Source organism: Clostridium sp. (assembly GCF_047718555.1).
Lineage (GTDB): Bacteria > Bacillota > Clostridia > Clostridiales > Clostridiaceae > Clostridium_I.
The window spans coordinates 38,784-60,355 of sequence record NZ_JBDNRK010000017.1 but is presented as its reverse complement, the minus strand read 5'-3'; the positions used below and the strand labels follow the sequence as shown (position 1 = coordinate 60,355).

General features: G+C 30.3%; 15 protein-coding genes. 10 read left to right on the top strand and 5 right to left on the bottom strand.

Going from position 1 to position 21,572, the window contains the following annotated elements; translation table 11 throughout:
* Positions 1–90: 90 nt before the first annotated feature.
* The 10 genes from ABF633_RS08930 to ABF633_RS08885 all read left to right on the top strand — a co-directional run bounded on the left by ABF633_RS08930 (position 91) and on the right by ABF633_RS08885 (position 13,673).
* Positions 91–1,224 (top strand): anaerobic sulfatase maturase, encoded by a 1,134-nt coding sequence (locus ABF633_RS08930; RefSeq protein WP_415523349.1) that lies wholly within the window; start codon positions 91–93, stop codon positions 1,222–1,224.
* Between the two features lie 173 nt (positions 1,225–1,397).
* A complete protein-coding gene (locus ABF633_RS08925; RefSeq protein ID WP_415523347.1) occupies positions 1,398–3,656 on the top strand; it encodes an arylsulfatase in 2,259 nt (752 codons plus the stop codon).
* A gap of 81 nt (positions 3,657–3,737) precedes the next feature.
* Positions 3,738–5,051, top strand: a complete 1,314-nt coding sequence (locus ABF633_RS08920; protein ID WP_415523346.1) for a sulfatase — start codon at positions 3,738–3,740, stop codon at positions 5,049–5,051.
* Positions 5,052–5,313: 262 nt separating this feature from the next.
* The gene (locus ABF633_RS08915) at positions 5,314–6,315 is read left to right on the top strand and encodes an ABC transporter substrate-binding protein (RefSeq protein WP_415523345.1); all 1,002 of its coding nucleotides are present in this window, start codon (positions 5,314–5,316) and stop codon (positions 6,313–6,315) included.
* 34 nt (positions 6,316–6,349) lie between these two features.
* Positions 6,350–7,174 (top strand): ABC transporter permease, encoded by an 825-nt coding sequence (locus ABF633_RS08910; RefSeq protein WP_415523344.1) that lies wholly within the window; start codon positions 6,350–6,352, stop codon positions 7,172–7,174.
* A gap of 29 nt (positions 7,175–7,203) precedes the next feature.
* A complete protein-coding gene (locus ABF633_RS08905; protein WP_415523342.1) occupies positions 7,204–7,995 on the top strand; it encodes an ABC transporter ATP-binding protein in 792 nt (263 codons plus the stop codon).
* A 45-nt stretch (positions 7,996–8,040) separates the two neighbouring features.
* Entirely contained in the window at positions 8,041–9,249 is a 1,209-nt protein-coding gene (locus ABF633_RS08900; protein ID WP_415523341.1) for a radical SAM protein, read from the top strand.
* 127 nt (positions 9,250–9,376) lie between these two features.
* Entirely contained in the window at positions 9,377–10,795 is a 1,419-nt protein-coding gene (locus ABF633_RS08895; RefSeq protein ID WP_415523340.1) for a nitrogenase component 1, read from the top strand.
* Between the two features lies 1 nt (position 10,796).
* Positions 10,797–12,143, top strand: coding sequence for a nitrogenase component 1 (locus ABF633_RS08890; protein ID WP_415523339.1), 1,347 nt, complete (start codon positions 10,797–10,799; stop codon positions 12,141–12,143).
* A 66-nt stretch (positions 12,144–12,209) separates the two neighbouring features.
* A complete protein-coding gene (locus ABF633_RS08885; protein WP_415523338.1) occupies positions 12,210–13,673 on the top strand; it encodes an aryl-sulfate sulfotransferase in 1,464 nt (487 codons plus the stop codon).
* A gap of 38 nt (positions 13,674–13,711) precedes the next feature.
* Here ABF633_RS08885 and ABF633_RS08880 read toward each other — a convergent pair whose 3' ends face one another.
* From ABF633_RS08880 to ABF633_RS08860, 5 genes are all read right to left on the bottom strand, one after another.
* Positions 13,712–15,322 (bottom strand): GxGYxYP domain-containing protein, encoded by a 1,611-nt coding sequence (locus ABF633_RS08880; RefSeq protein WP_415523337.1) that lies wholly within the window; start codon positions 15,320–15,322, stop codon positions 13,712–13,714.
* Positions 15,323–15,571: 249 nt separating this feature from the next.
* Positions 15,572–17,818, bottom strand: coding sequence for a transglutaminase-like domain-containing protein (locus ABF633_RS08875; RefSeq protein ID WP_415523335.1), 2,247 nt, complete (start codon positions 17,816–17,818; stop codon positions 15,572–15,574).
* 13 nt (positions 17,819–17,831) lie between these two features.
* Entirely contained in the window at positions 17,832–18,971 is a 1,140-nt protein-coding gene (locus ABF633_RS08870; RefSeq protein WP_415523334.1) for a DUF58 domain-containing protein, read from the bottom strand.
* Positions 18,968–19,906, bottom strand: a complete 939-nt coding sequence (locus tag ABF633_RS08865) for an AAA family ATPase (RefSeq protein ID WP_415523333.1) — start codon at positions 19,904–19,906, stop codon at positions 18,968–18,970. The genes ABF633_RS08870 and ABF633_RS08865 overlap by 4 nt, the downstream gene beginning before the upstream one ends.
* A gap of 546 nt (positions 19,907–20,452) precedes the next feature.
* Positions 20,453–21,322 carry a lysophospholipase gene (locus ABF633_RS08860; RefSeq protein ID WP_415523332.1) on the bottom strand — a complete coding sequence of 290 codons (870 nt, stop codon included), beginning with the start codon at positions 21,320–21,322 and terminating at the stop codon, positions 20,453–20,455.
* Positions 21,323–21,572: the final 250 nt, after the last annotated feature.

Sequence of the window (21,572 nt, the reverse complement as noted above, 5' to 3'; positions counted from 1 at the left end):
TGGAGTTAGTAGTGGTGAATAGTTAATTTACCACTATTTGCATATAAATAAAAATTATCATAATTTATATATGCGTAAGAGGTGAAGAATATGCCGCCATTAAGTATACTAATAAAACCATCCTCTAGTAATTGTAATTTAAGATGTAAGTACTGCTTCTATCATTCACTAAGCGAAAGCAGGAGTATTAAATCTTACGGATTTATGAATATGGATACTTTAGAGGAAATTGTTAAAAAGTCTCTTCAGTATGCTGATGAATTTTGTACATTTGCATTTCAAGGAGGAGAGCCGACTCTTATAGGCTTGGATTTTTACAAACAGCTAATTGAATTTCAACAAAAATATAACACTAAAAATTTAAAAATAAATAATACATTACAGACAAATGGTATAGCTATAGATGATGAATGGGCTCAATTTCTTGTAAAAAATAAGTTTTTAGTAGGTATATCTTTAGATGGAAATAAAGATATACACGATTTATCAAGGATATATATTAAGAATAATGGATCTTTTCACTCTGTAATGAAAACTATAAAGCTTTTTAATAAATATAAGGTTGAATACAATATTTTGTGTGTTGTTACTTCTTATGTGGCAAGACATATAAACAAGGTATATAATTTTTTCAAGAAAAATAATTTTAGATATTTACAATTTATACCTTGTCTTGACCCTTTAGATGAAGAGCTCGGCAGCTATGATTATTCACTTAAGCCTCAGAGGTATGCATATTTCCTTAAAAACTTGTTTGATCTTTGGTATAAGGATTTTATTAATAACGATGTTTTAGATATAAGGTATTTTGGAAATTTGACTCAAATGGCAATGGGATATCCTGCTGAATCCTGTGGCATGATGGGACAATGTGTGTGTTATTATGTTTTCGAAGCTGATGGAGGAGTTTATCCTTGTGACTTCTATGTGACGGATGAATGGTTTTTAGGTAATATAAAATCTCACGGTTTTGAAGAATTACGTAATTCTACTGTTGCTAAAAAATTTGTAGAAGTATCAACACATGTGAATAAGGAATGTGTTGATTGTAAGTATTTTGCATTATGTAGAGGTGGGTGTAGGAGAAATAGAGAGTCATTAGATGATAAAGAACTTCAATTGAATTATTACTGTTCAGCATTTAAAGAGTTTTTTGCTTATACAGAAGAAAGAATATATGGGTTAGCATATAGATTAAGCCGAAATTATAGAAGTATTAATTAAAAGTATTTTAGGGCACTGGGTACTGTACCAATATGATCAAATAATATAATTGAGATTAATGATGTTAAAACAGATGATGATGACTGGGATTTGTGTGTTGTTAATAAAAATGAAAGTTAAGACTAAGAGAATATGAATTTGTATTTTAATAATGATTAAGGGGATGAATTTATATGGCAAGAAACACTATTGATGAATTTGAAGGTATTATCAGAAACACTGTAAAAGAATCAGTACCATATTTCCCAGAGGAAATAAGACCACCAAAGAATTCTCCAAATGTGGTCTACATAGTTTTAGATGATATGGGCTTTGCTCAGCTTGGATGCTATGGATCTAATATAAATACTCCTAATATTGATGCTTTGGCAAAGGGAGGGCTAAGGTACAATAATTTTCATACTACGGCTATTTGTTCAGCAACCAGAGCTTCTCTATTATCTGGTGCAAATCATCATTCTGTGGGTGTAGGAACTGTAGCAGATTTTGCAAATGGATTTCCAAACTCCCGCGGTAGGGTAGATAACAGGTATGCATTGGTGAGCGAAATATTAAAAGAGGTAGGATACAGTACTTTTGCTTTGGGAAAATGGCATTTAGCACCTAATAAGCAAACTTCACCAGCCGGTCCTTATGATCACTGGCCTCTCCAAAGAGGATTTGATAAATATTGTGGATTTTTATCAGGTATGACAAATCAATGGAATCCTGATTTAGTGCAGGGAAATGAGAGAATAAGACAGCCTAAAACAGCGGAAGAAGGATATCACTTAACAGAGGATTTAACGGATAAAGCTATTGAATATATTGCAAGCCAAAAATCTGTTGCTGAAGACAAGCCGTTTTTTCTTTACCTGGCATACGGAGCTATGCACTCCCCTCATCATGCGCCAAAGGAGTTCATAGATAGATACAAGGGGAAATTTGATGAAGGTTGGGATGCACTAAGGGAGAGATGGTATGAGAACCAAAGGAAATTGGGAATAATTCCAGAAGATGCTGAATTAACAGAAAGAAATGAATTAGCGCCGGCATGGGATAGTTTAAGCATAGATGAGAAAAAGCTTTATGCGAAGTTTATGGAGGTCTATGCTGGATTTTTAGAACATACGGACTACCACATAGGCAGGTTAATCGATTATCTAAGAGAAATTAATCAATTAGATAATACAGTGGTAGTACTTATATCTGACAATGGTGCCAGTGCAGAAGGAGGACCTCATGGAAGAATAAATCAATATAAATCCATGAGTGTATATCCTGTGGAAACAATAGATTTTAATTTAGAAAATGTGGATAAGCTTGGAACACCTTTCGCCTTCAATCACTATCCGCTTGGTTGGGCTAATCTTGGTAATGTTCCTTTTAAATGGTATAAAGTGTGGGTTCATTCTGGTGGAGTGAGAGATCCTTTAATAATTCACTATCCACAAGGAATTAAGGATAAAGGTGGTATAAGAAATCAATATCACCATGTAATAGATATAACTCCAACGATTTTAGATATAATTGGAATCCAAAAGCCAAAGACTATTAAAGGCTTTGTCCAGAAACCTTTTCATGGTGTAAGCTTAAAGTATACCTTTGACAGTTCACAGAAAAAAACTAAAAAGAGAATTCAATACTATGAGCAGCTTGGACACAGAGCCATCTGGAGTGAGGGCTGGAAGGCTGTTGCAAACCATTTTTATAATGATAATTATGAAGATGATATATGGGAATTATATAATACTGAGGAAGACTTTTCAGAAAACCATGATTTAGCTAAAAAGTATCCTGAAAAACTAAAAGAATTAATTAATTTGTGGTGGCTAGAAGCTGGGAAATATGGTGTTTTGCCCTTAGCTGATTTTAATTTTCATAAGATTAAAAAAAGATTAGTAAAGCCATCGGCAGCTGGGGCATTCACATTCTATGGGGGATCTAAACCTCTAAGTAATTCCACGGCACCAGTGGTAGCTGACAGATCTTATGAAATAATCGCTAATGTTACAAGAAACAGCAGTGAGGATGATGGGGTTATAGTGGCCTCTGGAGGAAGATTTGGTGGATATTCATTGTATATAAAAGATAATAAGCTTAAATATCATTACAATTATGTAGGCGAAAAAAGATATTCAATTATTTCAGATTTTCATGTACCAGTGGGGGAGTTAGAGCTAAAATTTAAGTTTGAAAAAACTGGACAGGATGTTGGAATAGGAAAACTATTTATTAATGACAAAGAGGTTGGATCAGCTACAATTAAAGACACTTCAGGCAATGTTAATTTAGATTTATTTTCAATTGGTAGTAATGAAATGACTCCAGTAACTGAGGAATATAAAGTTCCTTTTGAGTTCAAAGGAAGAATACAAAAGGTAATCTATAATGTCAGAGAAGACGGAGATAATCAAGATTATGTTCTAGAGCATGAATTGGCCACAGAATAAGAGTGTTAAATAAATTTAAATGAACTGATATAAACTTTGTATTTATATTTGATTATTAATGAACATGGAGGTATTGATAATATGAATGTTCTATATATTCATACACATGATACAGGAAGGTATATACAACCTTATGGATATCAGATGCCTACACCTAATATGCAAAGGTTAGCCGAAGAGGGAACTTTGTTTAGACATGCCTATTGTGCAGGTCCAACTTGTTCCCCAAGCAGAGCTGGTTTACTCACTGGAATGATGCCCCATACCTGTGGAATGCTAGGGTTGGCACATCGAGGTTTTCAATTGAATGATTATAATCAGCATTTGACAAGCTATTTAAAAGAAAATGGATATGAGACAGTCTTATGCGGTATGCAGCATGAAGCACCGAAAACTGAAATGATTGGATATGATTTAGTATTAGCTGATTATCATGATGGTAATAAAATAGAAGATTTTGTTTCTGCTGATCTATCCTATGCACAAAAGGTCGGGGACTATCTTAAGGAAAAAAAGGATAAACCTTTTTTTCTTTCATTTGGTATGCAGAGCACTCACAGGAGATTTCCTGAAATTAATTGCAAAGTTAATCAGGATTACGTGATGCCACCTTTTCCGATTTATGATAATAAGCAAAATAGGGAAGATATGGCGGGCTTTATATCTTCCGTAGCTGTAGCAGATAAGTGCGTGGGAATTGTGCTGGAGGCATTAAAGAAATCAGGTTTGGATAAAGATACATTAGTGATTTATACAACTGACCATGGGATTGCATTTCCTAAAATGAAGTGCAATCTATACGATACTGGAATTGGGGTTTCGTTGATCGTCCGATATCCTGGAAATAAAATGAAAGGTGAAGCAGTAGATTCGCTGATTTCTCAGATTGATATCTTTCCCACAATTTGTGATATCTTAAAGCTTGAAAAGCCTTTATGGCTGCAAGGAAAGTCTATGCTTCCACTTTTAGAAGGAAGCGCTGTGAAGATACGAAATGAATTATTTTCTGAAGTTAATTTTCATGCAGCATATGAACCAATGCGGTGTATACGCACTGAGAGGTATAAACTAATCAAGTTTTATGATAGTCATGAGACGGTGGTTCCAGCTAATATAGACGATGGCTTAAGCAAAGATTTTCTTATTCAATCTGGATACTTAGAGGATAGAAGGGAAAGAGAAATGCTTTTTGATCTTTATTTAGATCCAGTAGAAAGGGTAAATCTTGTAGAAGAGGAGAGATATGAGGAAGTATATAATGTGCTATCTAAACAGCTTGATAAATGGATGAAGGAAACGAAGGATCCAATTCTTTCTGGAAGAGTGTCAAAGCCTAAAAATGCAATAGTTAATACTCTGGAATGTTTAAGTGCGGAGATGGATATTTTTGAATAGATGATTAAAATAAAAAAACAATTTAGTCAACTTTTAATTGTTTTTTATTTTCTATTGACAAGTTTAATAGAAAAGGTTATTATATACTAAAACATATAATATTGGTATGAATACTTGGGAATTATTGCTGACTAGAAAAACTAGAGGCATTTGAAAAAAGAGTAACTTTTTTCAAATGCCTCTTTTTATTTTTAAAAGTGAAATAAAAAGTTTATTAGACAGCTAGGTATCTTAGGCAAAATTTAAGGGGGATGGCATTAACGTGGAAAAATATTTAAAAAAATTTTTTTTAGGAACTTTAGTAATATCTTTAATAACACTTGTAGGATGCTCAGGAAAAGTAAATAATGGAAATTCATCAGCAAGTAAATCTAAAACACCTATAGTTATAAAATTTGGATATCAGCCTGGTCATGCTCAAATTGTTGTGGCAAGAGATAAAGGATGGCTTAAAGATGAATTTGAAAAGGATGGAATCACATTTCAATTTGAAAAATTTGTTTCAGGGCCACCGCTAATTGAGGCAATGACAGGAGGAAGACTTGATTTTGGTCAAGTTGGAGATCAACCTGCAATTCAAGCGAAAGCTAATAATGTGGATATAAAAGCTATTGCAGTGTACAACAGTACTGAAAAAGGGAATGCACTACTTGCAACAAGTAAATCTGGTATAAATTCTATAGCGGATTTAAAGGGTAAAAAAGTAGGTGTTACTATTGGGTCTGTAGGGCAGCAGCTTTTGTATATATATTTAAAATCAGTGGGATTGAAGATTACTGATATTCAACAAGTCAATCTTCAACCTGGAGATATAAAATCTAGCTTAGCTTCTAATAGTATAGATGCGGCAGTTACTTGGGAACCAAATATCACCCAAATAGTTGATGCAGGTTCAGCAAAAATAGTTACGGATGGTACAGGATATAAAAATAATGTCAATGTTATTATAGCAAAAAATTCATTTTTAAAAGAACATCCTGATGTAACAGTACGTCTTTTAAAAGTTCTTGATAAATCTGCAAGGTGGATAAAAGATAATAAAAAAGAAGCAGTTGGTATAGTTTCTAAAGATACAGGGATAAGTCCATCTGTATTAGAACCAATATTTGATAAAAACATATTGGATATCAATTTTACCGATGAAGAAGTGAAATCAGTAGATGATACTACAAAATTTTTAAAAGAGAATAATGTTATAAGAAAAGATGTTAAGGTTACTGATTTAATAGATAGAAGTTATTTAAAAAAAGCTGGGATTAAGTAAATAAGCATATGTACAGCAATAAAGGAGAGGTAATATGTTGAAGCTAGAAAGTAAAAAGCTAGAAAATAAAAAAAATAAAAAAAAAGATATAGCTACAAATATTTCAAAGACATTGGACTATATTTTGATGTTTTTAACTCCTATAGTAATTGTGATATTATGGGAAATATTTAGTGACAAGGGTTTTATCAATCCATCTATATTGCCTTCTCCAATTATTATATGGGATACATTGGTTCAAATGGCTCAAAGTGGTGAATTATTGAAACATCTAGTGGTAAGCTTGCTAAGAGTATTAAAGGGATATGCTATAGGCTGTATCCTCGGAATTTCAATAGGGACTTTAATGGGATTGATAAGAAAATTTGAAAGGTCCATAGTCCTTCTTATTGGACTATTAAGGCCTATACCTGTAATTGCATGGGTGCCTATGCTTATACTTTGGCTTGGTATAGGTGAAATATCCAAGGTAACGGTTATAGCTATAGGTACATTTTGGCCAGTTTTACTTAATACAGTGCATGGAATTGTAAGCACAAATAAAAAATATTTGGAGGTTGGAGAAATACTTGAGAAAAATAAAACAACAGTTTTATTAAAAATTATTTTTCCATCTGCAATGCCTTCAATATTTACTGGACTTAGAATAGGAATAGGAAGTGCTTGGATGAGTGTTGTTGGAGCAGAACTTATTGCGGCTTCTTCGGGTATAGGTTACTTGATTTCTTATGCAAGAGAGTTATCACAGCCAGATGTGATGATTGTAGGCGTTATTTCTATAGGAATTATTGGTCTTTTAATAGATACTTTAATAAAGATAATACAAAAAAGGATTTTAAGATGGAATGCAGATATATAAATAGATGGCGATGATAGGGAGGTGTTTTTATGGGATTAGACAAAAATTATGAAGAAATTTTAAAAATCGAAGGATTGTGTAAAAATTTTACAATAGATTCTGGTGAAGTGAAAGTTCTTAATAATATTAATTTGGAGATTCAGAAAAATGAATTTATATGTATTGTTGGAGCAAGTGGTTGTGGTAAAAGTACTCTTCTTAGAATTATAGGCGGACTGGAAAGACAGTATGAGGGGAATGTATATTTAAAAGAAAAGCCTATAAATGGTCCGGGTGTTGATAGAGGAATAATTTTTCAAGAGTCTAGACTTTTTCCTTGGCTTACTATTGAGAAAAATGTTGAATTTGGATTACCAGAAAAACTTGGTTCAAGTAACAAAAAGCCTATTGTAAAAAAACATTTAGAGTTGGTTGGATTAGAAAATTTTGAAAAGGCATATCCTTCTCAATTATCTGGAGGTATGCAGCAACGTGTGAGTATAGCGAGAGCTCTTGTAAATAATCCTGATATATTATTGCTTGATGAACCTTTTGGGGCTTTAGATGCTTTTACTAGAATGAATATGCAGCAGGAGGTATTAAAAATATGGGAAAAAGATAAAACAACTATGATTTTGGTTACACATGATATTGATGAAGCTATTTTTTTAGCTGATCGTGTAGTTGTTATGTCAAGTCGTCCAGGAACAATTAAAAAGATAATAGACGTAAAGATTCCAAGACCTAGGAAAAGGAATAATTACGATTATATAAAGATTAAAAATGAGATTTATGCTGAATTTTTTGGCGATTCTGAATCAACTGTGGAGTATTATATTTAAATTTTAATATAAATATATATTTATAAATTTAGGAGGAATTAAAAAATGAGTGATATAAAAAATCAATTGTATAAAGAATTAGAAATAAAAAATGCAGCAATGGTTGAGGGAATTGATGTTAATCCTGCAATATTTAAACACCTTAATTTAGGATTAAGTAATAGTAAATATCAAGAACAGATACACACATTATTTGAATATGACCACGAACCACATGCAGGTATAGAGTTCCCTGTGGGCTTTACTTCACCAAATGGTTTAAAAATAGGATTTAGATGGGATAGAAGATCAAATTATGCTATCAATTATGATGGAAATAAGTATTATTTAACTTACAAAGGTAACGAAGTATTTCCCATTGAATTTTTAAGTCGACCTGGATACTATAAATTAAAAACAACTGATGGTACAGAAATGTCTCACGTAGCTACTTATAATAGAGAAGGCACTATTTTTGTATCCTATAGTAATGAATGCTCTCTAAAAGAAAAAGGGCTAGATTGCAAATATTGTAACATAAATGCTACAAAAGATACCTATGGAGAAAAGCAAAATATACAATGGAAGTATCCTAAGCAAATTGGTGAAACTGCAGCAGCAGCTTATAAAAATGGTGCTAAGCACATAACTATAAGTGGTGGATTTGTTCCAGAAAGAAGAGAGGTTGACTATTACATTGATGTAGCTGAAGCTATAAAAGAACACACAGGATTAGAGGATTTTAATGGTACGGGTGTTATAGGAGCTCCTGCAGATCTCGAGGTTATCGATAGATACAAGGAAGTTGGATATAGAACTATTGGAATTAATATAGAACTTTGGGATAAAAATATTTTTAAAACAATTTGTCCTGGTAAGGAGCAGGAATGCGGTGGCTGGGAGCATTGGGTTAAAGCCTTGGAACATGCAGTTAAAGTATTTGGATATGGAAGAGTAAGATCCAATATAGTTGGTGGAATAGAGCCTAAAGCTTCTACACTGGAAGGAGTTGAATATCTTGCATCTAAAGGAATTATATGTGGTGTAGCTGCGTGGTGTCCAAATCCAGGGTCAGAGTTAGAGGGGCACCGTACTCCTGAGCCTGCTTGGCATCTTGATATGGCTCATAAAGTTTATAATATATACAGAAAAGCAGGATTTACTTACGATCAATTATACGATTGTAATGCGGCACCAACAACTTTGTGCCATGATTTATATAAAATAAATGATGAATTATTACCAGTATTTCAAGAAAAGGTTAAAGTTATCTAAAGTTAATTAATATATAAGAAAAAATAAATTCTGTTTATAAATTATAACAACAGAATTTATTTTTAAATTTTTTTAAGTTAAAGATTAAATTTTTAGTTTGAATGAAAGAATGTCAGGAGGAATATACATGGGACTTTTATCTACAAAAAGACCTCAAATTAGAGAAAAAAGATTAAATACATTAAGTGCATATTTAGGAAATGTAGATTTATTGTTAGAAGATATAGAAAAGGAAGATGCTAGGCAGAGGATAAGAACTTTTTCTCAGACTACTTTTGATGATATTATATATACTTTGAAAGCAATTAATGGAATAGAAGATGCTGCAATAGTAATTCATGGACCATCAGGATGCAGTGTTGTTCAATTAGATTTTTTATCTAAAGGTATTAGCACTAATTGGGCTGTAACTAATTTAAATGAAAAAGATTCTATACTGGGTGGGGAAAGAAAGCTAAGAGAAGCTGTTATAAAATTACAGGAAAGGTATAAACCCAATGTTATTTTTATTGTGGCTACTCCAGTAGTTGCCATAAATAATGATGACATTTTAGCAGTAATTTTAGAGCTGGAAGCAAAATTAAATATTAAGATTGTTCCTATTTTTTCAGATGGATTCAAGTCCAAAAGTAGTGTAATGGGGAGTGACTTGGTATTCCATTCTCTTGTGAAATATTTAGTTGCAGATAAAGAAGAACATAATAATGAACCAAATCTATTAAATTTAGTTTCAGTGCATGAAACTCAGCAGGAATTAGATGAAATTGAAGATACTTTAAGTAAAATTGGAATAAAAGCAAATATATTACCACGCTTTGCAAATTTAAAAAATATTGAACAGGCGTCTAAGGCTGCTCTTTCAGTGGGTATAGATAATGACAATAGTGATTATCTATTAAAAGTCTTAAATGAAAAGTACGATATTCCTTTTTTACAAGCAAATCTTCCTATTGGAGTAAAAAGAACAGTTGATTGGTTTTATACCATAGGAGAAGCTTTAGGATTAAAAGAAAGAACAGAAGAAGTAATTTCTAAAACTGTTAGTGAATTTAAAGAATATACTGACAGAAATAATTTAAATGGTATAAATGTATATATTAGTTTGCCTACCAGATTAGGATTTAGTGTTGCTAAATTCATAGAGGAGTTTGGAGGAAATGTAATAGGATTAACAGTTGATCATATAGATAAGTTAGATAAAGATGAATTAAAAGAATTTAAGCTAATAGATGAAAATATAAAAATACACATAGCAGATGGTCAAGATTTTGAAGAAGCAAACATTTTAAATAAAGTAAAACCTGATCTATATGTGGGTTTAAGCCATAAGAGCTCACTGGCAGCAAGGCTTGGTATTCCTGCTATTGCTATTGATAATTTAAATATAATTGGGTTTGAAGGAGTAAAAAGGTTTATTAGTCAAATTCAGAAGGCGTTGAAAAATAAATTTTTTGTTGATAAATTAAGAAAAATTAAAAATATACCTTATGACGATGGATGGTATAAAAAAAGTTCCAACTGGTATATTAAGCAGGAGGTAAAGTAATATGGGAGATATTAATTCTATTGAAGCATCACGTAATAGTTGCCTATTACATGGTGCCATCGAAACAATACAGGAAATAGGAGGAGCAGTACCTATTTTACATTCTACTGCTGGATGTGGATTACAGCAGCATCTTGGAGTTAACAAAGTAAGTGGATGTAATGGTGGTGGGTACATTGGAGGTACAGCTTTACCTTCTACTAATGTCACTGAGAAGCAAGTTATATTTGGTGGAACTTCTAGACTTCGCGAGCAAATAAAGAATACAGTAAAGATTATAAAGAGCGACCTATATGTGGTGTTAGGTGGATGTACTACGGAACTTGTGGGAGATGATATACCTGCTATGACAAAAGAATCACAAGAGCAAGGGTATCCTATTATAAATGCTAATACACCAGGATTTAAAGGAAGTATTTATAATGGATATGAAATAGCAGTTAAGACTATAATTGAAGGATTACCTAAGCTTTATGATTTATCTTCTGAAAAAATTGATGGTCTAGTAAATATATTTGGTATAGTTCCAAAACAAGATGTATACTGGCAGGGAAATCTTTTAGAATTAAAAAGATTACTTGAAGCTATTGGACTTAAGGTTAATACTCTTTTTGGATTTGGTCAAGGTGTTCAGCAGTGGAAAGATATACCTAGAGCAGAATTGAACATTGTATTTTCTCCTTGGGGTGAAGAGATAGGAAAATATTTAGAAGAAAAATATGACATACCTTATTTAGATTTTCAAAGTTTGCCTGTTGGTAATGATGATACAGGCTTATTTATAAGGCAAGTAGCTAATAAATTAAATTTAAATAAAGAAAATGTAGATGAATTTATAAATTTTGAGGAAAACAAAATAAATCATTATTTGAATAATATATCTGAGTTTTATTTTGAATATAATTTGCAAAAAGAGTTTTCTATAGTAGGAGAATCTTCTAGTGTAATAGGAATAAGTAGGTTTTTAGTGAATTCTTTAGGATTAATACCTAAAACTGTTATCATTACGGACAATCCACAGGAATCTTATTTAAATAAAATAAGAAATGAAATTAATAATTTATTACCACAAACAGAAATAGCACTGTATTTCACTGATGATAGGGGAGAAATTAATAATATTATTAAGGATAGCAAAATTGAATTATTATTTGGAAGTTCTATAGAAAATGAAATTGCTTCTAAATTAAATATACCATTACAGCATATATCTTTTCCAATTTGGAATAGTGTTGTTTTAGACAAGACACATATAGGTTTTAAAGGAGCAATTACTTTATTAGAGGATTTAGGTACTTTAATTCGTAATTTTAAGGCTGAACCTTTAGATAAAAGTTTAATATCATAATTTTAGATTAAGAAATAATGGTGCTGAATAGATAAAGTAATTGAATTTTATGGGGAGGTAATAACCATGGGATATCCAACTATATACCCAACTGGGGTTACAATTTATAACCCTAAAAAGGCATGGAGTGGCTACACTATTTTTCAGGCAGCAGATTTAGGTGCATTGTTAATAAGTATGAATGGTGAAGAAGTTAAATTATGGAGAAATTTAAGGGGATTCCCAAATAAACTATTTCCAGGTGGATATGTGCTAGGTAGTACAGGTGAGCGAAATCCTAAATATGGATTTCAAGATTTGATTGATTTGGTGCAGGTAGATTGGGAAGGAAATGTTGTTTGGAAATTTAACAAAACTGAACTCATAGAGGATCCCGGTGAAGAGTCTCAATGGATAGCCAGACAGCATCATGATTATCAAAGGGAAGGTAATCCAGTTGGGTACTATGCACCTGATTTAGCTCCAGAAGTGGACAAAGGTAATACTTTTATTCTTACACATGAAAATGTTAAAAATTCTGTGATATCTGATAAGGTTCTTTTAGATGATAAAATTATTGAAGTTACTTGGGATGGAAAAATTGTTTGGGAATGGAGAGCAAATGAGCATTTCGATGAATTTGGTTTTGACGAAGCAGCTAAAACTACTATATATAAAGATCCTAATATAAGACCTTTAGGTGACAATGGTGTAGGAGATTGGCTTCATATTAACTCAATATCATTACTTGGACCAAATAAATGGTTTGATAATGGAGACGAAAGGTTCAATCCAGAAAATATTATTCTTGATAGCAGGGAAGCAAACATTATAGCAATAATAGATAAGAAAACAGGAAAAATTGTTTGGAAAATAGGACCACATTATGATACAAGTGAAGAACTTATTAATTTAGGATGGATAATAGGTCAGCATAATGTACACTTAATACCTAAGGGATTACCAGGAGAGGGTAATATACTTATATTTGATAACGGTGGATGGGGTGGATATGGTGCTCCAAATCCAAGTTCACCAAATGGTATCAAAAATGTTCATAGGGATTATTCAAGAGTACTTGAAATTGATCCTATAACCTTAAAAATTGTATGGCAATATACACCTAAAGAAGCTGGACTTATAGAACCTTTAGATTCTGTTAGATTTTATAGTCCATTTATAAGTAATGCACAGCGTTTACCAAATGGTAATACTCTTATAACAGAAGGCTCAGATGGTCGTATATTTGAAGTTACAAAAGAGCATGAAATAGTTTGGGAATATATAAGTCCTTATGATGGTAAAGGTAAGGCAAAAATGAATATGGTTTATAGAGCTTATAGAGTGCCTTATGAATGGGTACCACAGTTAGATAAACCAGTAGAGACAGCTATAAATAAGCTTGATAAAAATACTTTTAGAGTTCCAGGAGCAGCTGGCTTAGGGCGTAAAATAGAAACTGAGGTAAATGGAACTCAAGAATATAGAGGAAGAGATGAATCTAATTTTTGTGTTATAACAAATAAAGAATTAGATGAGGAAAATAATTAAGTCTTAGCAATAGTTTTAAGGATTATCTGCTAACTAATTCAATGTTTAACATTCTCCATTACATGCTGCATAAATTCATCTGGAGTAACAATTCTTACTTTTGAATTGTTACTCAGTTGATCTACTACATACTGTACATCACTCATAGTTTTACTCCAAGCGTGTACATATACAAAAGTATAGGCATCTGGAGAATGTACATCTGTATAACCAGAAGAAATATAGGAATTAATTCTATTAACTAATTGATCGTTATCTTCAAGTTTAGACCAAAGCAAATCTCTACAGGATACTATGGGTTTATTATTAGACCATACAATTTTTCCCTTATAGTCATTTTGCTTGCTGAAATTTAAGTAAAATAAGCCATGTATATTAGGTTGTTTCGTATATTTATTCCAAATATCTATGTTATCCAATGCCCAATCATCTAGAATTGATACATATTTTTGGTCTACATTTTTCATATAGGTATTTAGCTTTTTAATTTGTATATTTAAAGCAGCCTCATCAAATTTACTTGGATACATATAACCATTGCCGGAAGGTGATACAACAAAATTATCATTGGTAATACCGAATTTAGCACTTTTATAATATAGTTGTAGTACAGTTGGAGCCAGGTCGTAAAGAGATGGGGTAATGGTCCATCCCATATTGAAATTTCCTCTATCTTTAGATCCATACCATTTGGGAGAACCATAATTTTTACCAAGATTCCATTGCTGGTTGTCTCCGTCAGACATTATAAAAGTTACATAATGTACATTGTCTTCTTTTACTATTTTAGGATGGCTGTTTTGGGTTAAGTGTAAGGATGGAAGGCTGCTCAATACAGTTAGATTATAGGTCCAATCTGAAGGTACTGTATTTATACCATATTTTGAGGCTTCCTTTATATTATTGTATTCATCTGGACCCCATCCAAGACAAATGGAATCTTTTTTTGCAGCTTTAAATACCTTATCTCTAAGAGAAAAATCCTTTGGATCATCTTCATAAAACACCAGAGACTTTGTCATAATAGCATAATCTCGCAGAGGGCCTGCTTTAGTTGGAGATAATTGTACTATAATAGAATGATTTAGTCCTTTGTTCCACAGGTTATCATATGCCCAGTACTTATCTGTATTACTGCAATCTCCCTGCAACTTAGTTATACCCTTTGATTTTACTTTTTCCTCAATGGATTTTTCTACAATAATGGAGTTATTTAAAGCTGCCAGAGAGGAAGCATTATTTATAGAAGGATCATTTTTATTATTTTTACTATATAATACATAGCCATCTATATAATCTTTAAATTTATTTAATACTTCCCAGGGGTCTTCAATTAATTCACATTCTACAGAGTAATTGTTCTTTAAATCTCTTAACCATATTTCATAGTCTGGTTCTCCAAGGCTTAGAGTATATATATGAGAAGCAGAGCGATTATTTACCTGACCTTGAAGCGTAACAATCATAGCTTTTTCAGCATCTGTCATTTTACTGAGAGATATTACATAAAGCTTTGTAGGCTTTATACTGTTTTTTATATAATATGAATCAGGTACTTCAGCATTTACTTCTGAAAAGATTAGAGAAATAAACAACATTAAAAATGCAAATACAATAAAAATATTAGCAAAGAATTTTTTTAAGTCCAAGGTTATCTCCTCCTACAAATGTAGTATAAGCATCATTGTAGGATTTATGTAATATATAATTAAACAAGAAAAAAGTTGTCTATAATGTATATTAATGCATTTTAAGACAACTTTATTATGTTTCTTAGAATTAAATTCAAGTATATATGTTGCAATAAATTATATTCGTAATAAAATATTATTGTATTTAGGCAGCTGATATCCAAAGGCTATTTATTAAATGAACAATATTAATTGAAACTTATATATCTAAAAAAATATATAGTATTTAAAAATATTTGAATTGTTTTTTACGGTTTTTTCTACATCTGTGATAATAGAAGTTTTTTCTAAAACAATTTTTTCATTTCCGTATATTTCCTTATATACAGCTTCTACAAGGAATTGAATATTTAACCTGTCTTTTATTCTAAGAGCAAATTCTCTGTCGGTTTCATAGGAATATTTTATTATATTTATGGTTTTTAATCTTTTTAACGTAAAATTATATAAAGGTATTAAAGATTCACTATTTTTTATTTTTTTAATAATGAATTTTCTTCTTATAAAACTAATTATTATATATAAAATAATTATACATATGATTATAATTATATATTTGTAATTTTGAATTTTTTTAATAAAATCAATATTGCTTATTTTCATATCTGAATTATTTTGTTTTTCTTTAGTAGTGTTTTCTGATCTTGCTGTATTGGGTACATTTACCTGATTATTAGCGCTGGAACTTTGCGGTTGAGTTTGTTGTTCTGGTGTTTTTATATTTAAAGTATTTCCTTGTTGTGGAATAGTCTCTACATCATTTGCGGCACTATTTTCATAGTCGGCAGTGGGAGTAGTTTCTAATATTGACCAAATTCCTTTATCTGCAGAAGTAAGTACTTCAGCCCAAGCATGGGCATCATAGGATCTTATAATGTATCTTCCTCTATTGTCTACTTCTCCTCTCACTTTAAAGCCTTCTACATATCTAGCCGGTATGCCAACAGCTCTACATAACATTACGGCAGCTGTAGCAAAAGATTTACAGTATCCTTTTTTTTCATTGAATAAAAAGAAATCAACATAATCTGGAGAATTAATATTCATTGCATCAGGTTGCAAGCTGTATTTATAATTATTAAGTAAATAGTTTTTAATAAGTTTTAATTTTTCATTATTATCGGAAGCTGAAGCAGTTATGTTATGTGCCAATTCACGCACCCTTTGAGAACTGGTAAATTTTAAAGAATCATTAATTATACCGTATTTCATGTTATTCTGAGTAATACTTTGATAAATGTTATTTATGTCATTTTTATATGGTGAATTAAAAAAATCATCAGTAGTTTCTGTATTGCTGTAATCATAGTAGTTTATAGTGTAACTAGATTGAAGTTGTCCTACTAAATAGTTTTCGTTATCATACATAGAAATACTTGAATTCTGTGGAGAAATTACTTTTGTAATGTAATTAGGTGACATCATAACATCACCAAAGCTATTGTCTAAATTTTGAATGGAAAGAGTTTTAATTTTAGTTCCCTTCTCCTTATTATATTCAATATTTCTTTTGGCAAGTCCATTATTAGAAATGGAATCAGCGGCGTTTAATACTTGATTAGCCTTTATTGAAGGCAGAGACCTATTTTCTATCCATCTATTATAGTTGTAATCATAATACACTTTTGTTTTCAAATAACTAGGTACATCTCCACTTATTAGAGAAAGCTTTATGTTGTTTATTTGTAATTTACTTCCAAGAAAAGATGTTTTACTTGTATTTAAGCCAATGGAAGCAAAATTTGACGGAGTATTTTGATTAATATTCACTAGATTATTAAATTTGTATTGAAATAAATCTGCTTCTTCACCAGATTTAGAAGGTGTAAACCAGTATATAATAGTGGAAAAAATAATACATATTATTAGATAATAGATAATTAAGGATTTACTGTAGTCCTTTTTAACCTTTGTACTAAGCTTAAATAAGCTGTAATTTATAAATATTAAAAAAATATATAGCGGTAGTACATATTTTACTGCATCATTAAAATTTAATAAATCATATAATACCAATAGGCAGGTATTAATTAATATTACTACTATTCCTAGATTTAACTTGCATAGAATTAAATATAAAAATGTTAATATAGGTATTATCAAAATATAAAATGGAGAAATTAATGAAAAATCTACAGGAGAGTTTGTAGTTGTTAAGCTATTTATTTTTAATGTCAAATTAATTAAATTATTAGGTAATGAGGTAATATAAACGTATTTGTAAATAGCTAGATATACAATAGATAGTAAAAGTGCAGCCGATAAAAATAAAAGAACTTTTTTATTTCTATTTATCGTAGTAATATAGTTTATTAATTCAAATACTAATAAAGTTATTACAAATAATACTATTATATTTTTGTAGGAAATATTTATAACAATATATGCCTTATTAATTAAAATAATAGCCAATATAACGTTTAGTACAGCTATGGGAATATAAAATTTTTTCAATATATCACTTCCTTCAAAGGGCTACTTTTACTACTTTTACATTAATATTATGAAGTAAATTCTTTGTTTTATTAGATACATCTAAAACCGTAAAAATAATTAAACTTTCGCAATCAGCAGATATTTTTGAAATTGTTTCTACCTGGGTAGGTAATATTGTGTAAGTTATTACAAATACAAATCTGTGATTTTCAATATTTAGAAATTGTTTTTGCAGTACTCTATCAAAAAAATTACCATTTCCTAGACTTTTGTGCTCTAAATAATAGGATAAAATAGAGTGATAATCTTCTATATTTTGCAAGTAGAAAGAAGAAGATTTTAAATTTTCAATATATAAGTGAATAGCTTCATTTCTCAATAATAAATATTTGATTATGGACAATGAAAAAGAAACTAGGTTTTCATCTGTTACAGTATGAAAATTATTTGGCAGCAGTAGGCAGTTTGTCATATCTACATATATAGCAATATTACATTTTTTTACAGTATCGAATTTTTTTACATATAAATTATTTTTTTTAGCGCTTAATTTCCAATGTATATTTTTAAAATTATCTCCTTCCATATATTTATCAATGTATGAATAGGTATCAGAAGTATATGTATCTGAATTATTTTTATAGAAATTACTTACATTGTCCATAAGCTTTTCAATTTCTATAGGTAATTTAATACTTCTTGGGTATACAGTGAAAGTGAAGTTGTTATTAAAATTTATTTTTCTTGAAGCTATTAGAAATAAATCGTGTATCTCCAGTAAATAATTTTTTGCATTATAAATTCCTCTGGAAGATGCTTTAAAATTTAATTGAATGTCAAGCTTTTTAAAGGGCAGCAAAGTAACCCTTTCATTTAAATTTCCCTTTGTATCAATGAAATTGGATACAAAGTTTACATTAGAATATAAGAATGGACTTCTGTTATGAAAATGTAAGAAAATTTTTATATTCTCTCCTGTAAAAAAATTCTTGCTTTTTAAATTTAAATTAGATATTATGCATCGTTTTGAAAATAGCAGTGAAAGTAATGAAACTAGAAACATTAATAAAAATACTAAGAATAAAGAATTAATTGTTTCTTTCCCATAAAAATAGTAAGCTGAAATTAGTAAAGCTAAAGTAATTATAAAAGAAAGCTTAAATTTTATCATGCATATTTAATATTTGGTACTGATATTTCCTTCATTATGCTGTCGATAATGTCCGATATATTAGTGCCGTTAAATTTTTCTTCTTTTGATAATATTACTCTATGGGAAAGTACTTTTTTTACATTTTCTTTTACATCATCTGGAATTACATAATTTCTTTCATGTATATATGCAGTTGCTTGTGATATCTTTAATAATGCAATAGAAGTTCGCGGAGATGCTCCTAAAAGTAATTCATTACAATTTCTTGTCTTATTTACAATATCAACTATAAATTCATATATGCCATTGCTTACATTTACTTTTTTGACCTCATTTTGATGCTGCTTTAATTCATCAAGAGTTATAACTGGCAGTATGTGCTCTAGTGGATCTTTTGTTCTATAAGTAGAGAGTATTTTTATCTCTTCATTCTTTGTGGGATAACCTAAAGATAATTTTAGTATAAATCTATCCAGTACAGCTTCTGGCAAGGAAAAAGTACCGGAGTATTCTAAGGGGTTTTCAGTAGCCATCACTATAAAAGGGGAGTCCAATAAGTAAGTATTATTTCCATCGCTAACTTGACCTTCTTCCATTACTTCAATTAGTGCACTTTGAGTTTTAGGAGAAGTTCTGTTTATTTCATCTGCTAAAATCATGTTGGCAAAGATTGGACCTTTTTTGAAGTTAAATTCATGAGTATTTGGATTATAAATAGAAACTCCCAAAATATCGGACGGAAGTATATCTGGAGTAAATTGAATTCTGTTAAAATTTAAATCTATACTTTTGCTTAAAGCCTTTATTAACATAGTTTTACCAACACCAGGCACATCTTCAATGAGGATATGTCCTCCAGCTAAAATTGCCTTTAATATATCCAGCACTACTGATTCTTTTCCAATTACCACTTTTGATACATTTTCTATGACATTTTCTATGTCTTTTTTCAAACTAATCTCCTCCAAACCTTTGATAATATCAGGCATATAAAAATAAATAGACCTAGTATACTTACAGGTTATTTATTTGAGCGTCCATTATCATAATATAATATTACAGTTATGTATAGGTTAATTAATTGCTTTTATTAATAAAATATTTATTTTGTTCAAATTTTTTCTATTAATATTATTAATTAAATGCATAATTTTTAATCATAATTTACATACTATATTAATTATAATACTTTAAAAAGATTAAATAATAAAATTTTTTTGAATTTTCCATAATTATTATAATATAAACAGATTTCTAAGTATCAGTATTTATGATACTTAGAAATCGTTGTCCTTTAGGGAAAATCGTTATCCAGGAACGTAGCCACCCTTTACTCCCACTTTCACAGAATGCGATGGGAGTATTAGAGTGGGTAGTCATCGGACAAAAATAGACTTCTTAGATTTACAGAAATTTAATAACTCTGAATTTAAGAAGTCTTTATCAATGAATATGCCTTAAGTCAATGTTCATTGAAAGAATTAAAAGGAATTTTAAATTTATAATTCTTGCGAAAGAAGTTTTTTGTTAGAAAAAATGGTCTTTGTATCTATCCATTCGCCTATATTGGAAAATATCTTTTTATTGCATAATTCATTATGAAGAGAATGATATAATCCCTCATAAATTTTAAGAGTGCACAAATTATCAGGAACTTTTTGTGCAAAAAGTTTACTTGCCTCAGGGGAAGTTATTTTATCTGAATCACCATGAATTAGTAATAAAGGTACATTGAATTTTGAAGCGTTATCTATAGCCCATAGGCCTGCTTTATATGCTGCAGTAAAAAGTCTAGCTGAAATACAGCTGTGGGTTAATGGGTCTTTTGAATAGGCCTGCATAATTTCTGGATTATGAGATAATGCGGCTTCATTAACTATATTATCAACTAAAAATGATGGCCAGATCTTATTAAGTAAAAATGCAAAATATAGTTTTGACTTTGGAGGATTTGAATAGAGGCTAAGCCAAGGACTACTGATTATTACGCCGTCTATTTTTGGACTGCGTCTTAACACATAATTTAATGTTAGGTTACCACCAAAGCTGTGTCCATAGAAGAATATAGGCAAATTTTTAAAATGATTTTTAGTAGAAGCTAGTAATATATCTATATCGCTCATAAAAGCTTCATAGGAAGGGGTATGACCTCTTTTACCTTCAGATTTCCCATGACCTCTAAGGTCAAAGGCTGTTACTGCAAAATTATTTGCATTGAAATAATCTACTAATCCCTTGTACCAATTACTGTGATCACCAAGACCATGAATTATACATACTACACCTTTTATATTTCCATCAGGAATCCATTCTCTAAAAAATAATGAAGTACCATCTATAGCATTATGTGAAAATTCTTTTATTTTCATATATAATCACTCTCCAATTTATAAGTATTTTACTTTTATATAAAGTATTCTAATATAATACCAAGTATTCCGATATGCATTATATAAAATATAACATTATAATTTCTAAATGTCCATAGTTTTATAAAAATAAAGTATATAAGGAATATGAAAATAAATAGTAAATCAAAGATACTAGCATACTGACTAATTATTTATTTCAATATGCCTAAACTACATTAGTAATAAAAATACGAATATATTAGGATAT

Excerpts from the sequence above, each read along its gene's own strand:
- ABF633_RS08930 (WP_415523349.1), top strand. The coding sequence starts at position 91 with ATGCCGCCATTAAGTATACTAATAAAACCATCCTCTAGTAATTGTAAT.
- ABF633_RS08925 (WP_415523347.1), top strand. The coding sequence starts at position 1,398 with ATGGCAAGAAACACTATTGATGAATTTGAAGGTATTATCAGAAACACT.
- ABF633_RS08920 (WP_415523346.1), top strand. The coding sequence starts at position 3,738 with ATGAATGTTCTATATATTCATACACATGATACAGGAAGGTATATACAA.
- ABF633_RS08910 (WP_415523344.1), top strand. The coding sequence starts at position 6,350 with ATGTTGAAGCTAGAAAGTAAAAAGCTAGAAAATAAAAAAAATAAAAAA.
- ABF633_RS08905 (WP_415523342.1), top strand. The coding sequence starts at position 7,204 with ATGGGATTAGACAAAAATTATGAAGAAATTTTAAAAATCGAAGGATTG.
- ABF633_RS08900 (WP_415523341.1), top strand. The coding sequence starts at position 8,041 with ATGAGTGATATAAAAAATCAATTGTATAAAGAATTAGAAATAAAAAAT.
- ABF633_RS08895 (WP_415523340.1), top strand. The coding sequence starts at position 9,377 with ATGGGACTTTTATCTACAAAAAGACCTCAAATTAGAGAAAAAAGATTA.
- ABF633_RS08890 (WP_415523339.1), top strand. The coding sequence starts at position 10,797 with ATGGGAGATATTAATTCTATTGAAGCATCACGTAATAGTTGCCTATTA.
- ABF633_RS08885 (WP_415523338.1), top strand. The coding sequence starts at position 12,210 with ATGGGATATCCAACTATATACCCAACTGGGGTTACAATTTATAACCCT.
- ABF633_RS08870 (WP_415523334.1), bottom strand. The coding sequence starts at position 18,971 with ATGATAAAATTTAAGCTTTCTTTTATAATTACTTTAGCTTTACTAATT.
- ABF633_RS08860 (WP_415523332.1), bottom strand. The coding sequence starts at position 21,322 with ATGAAAATAAAAGAATTTTCACATAATGCTATAGATGGTACTTCATTA.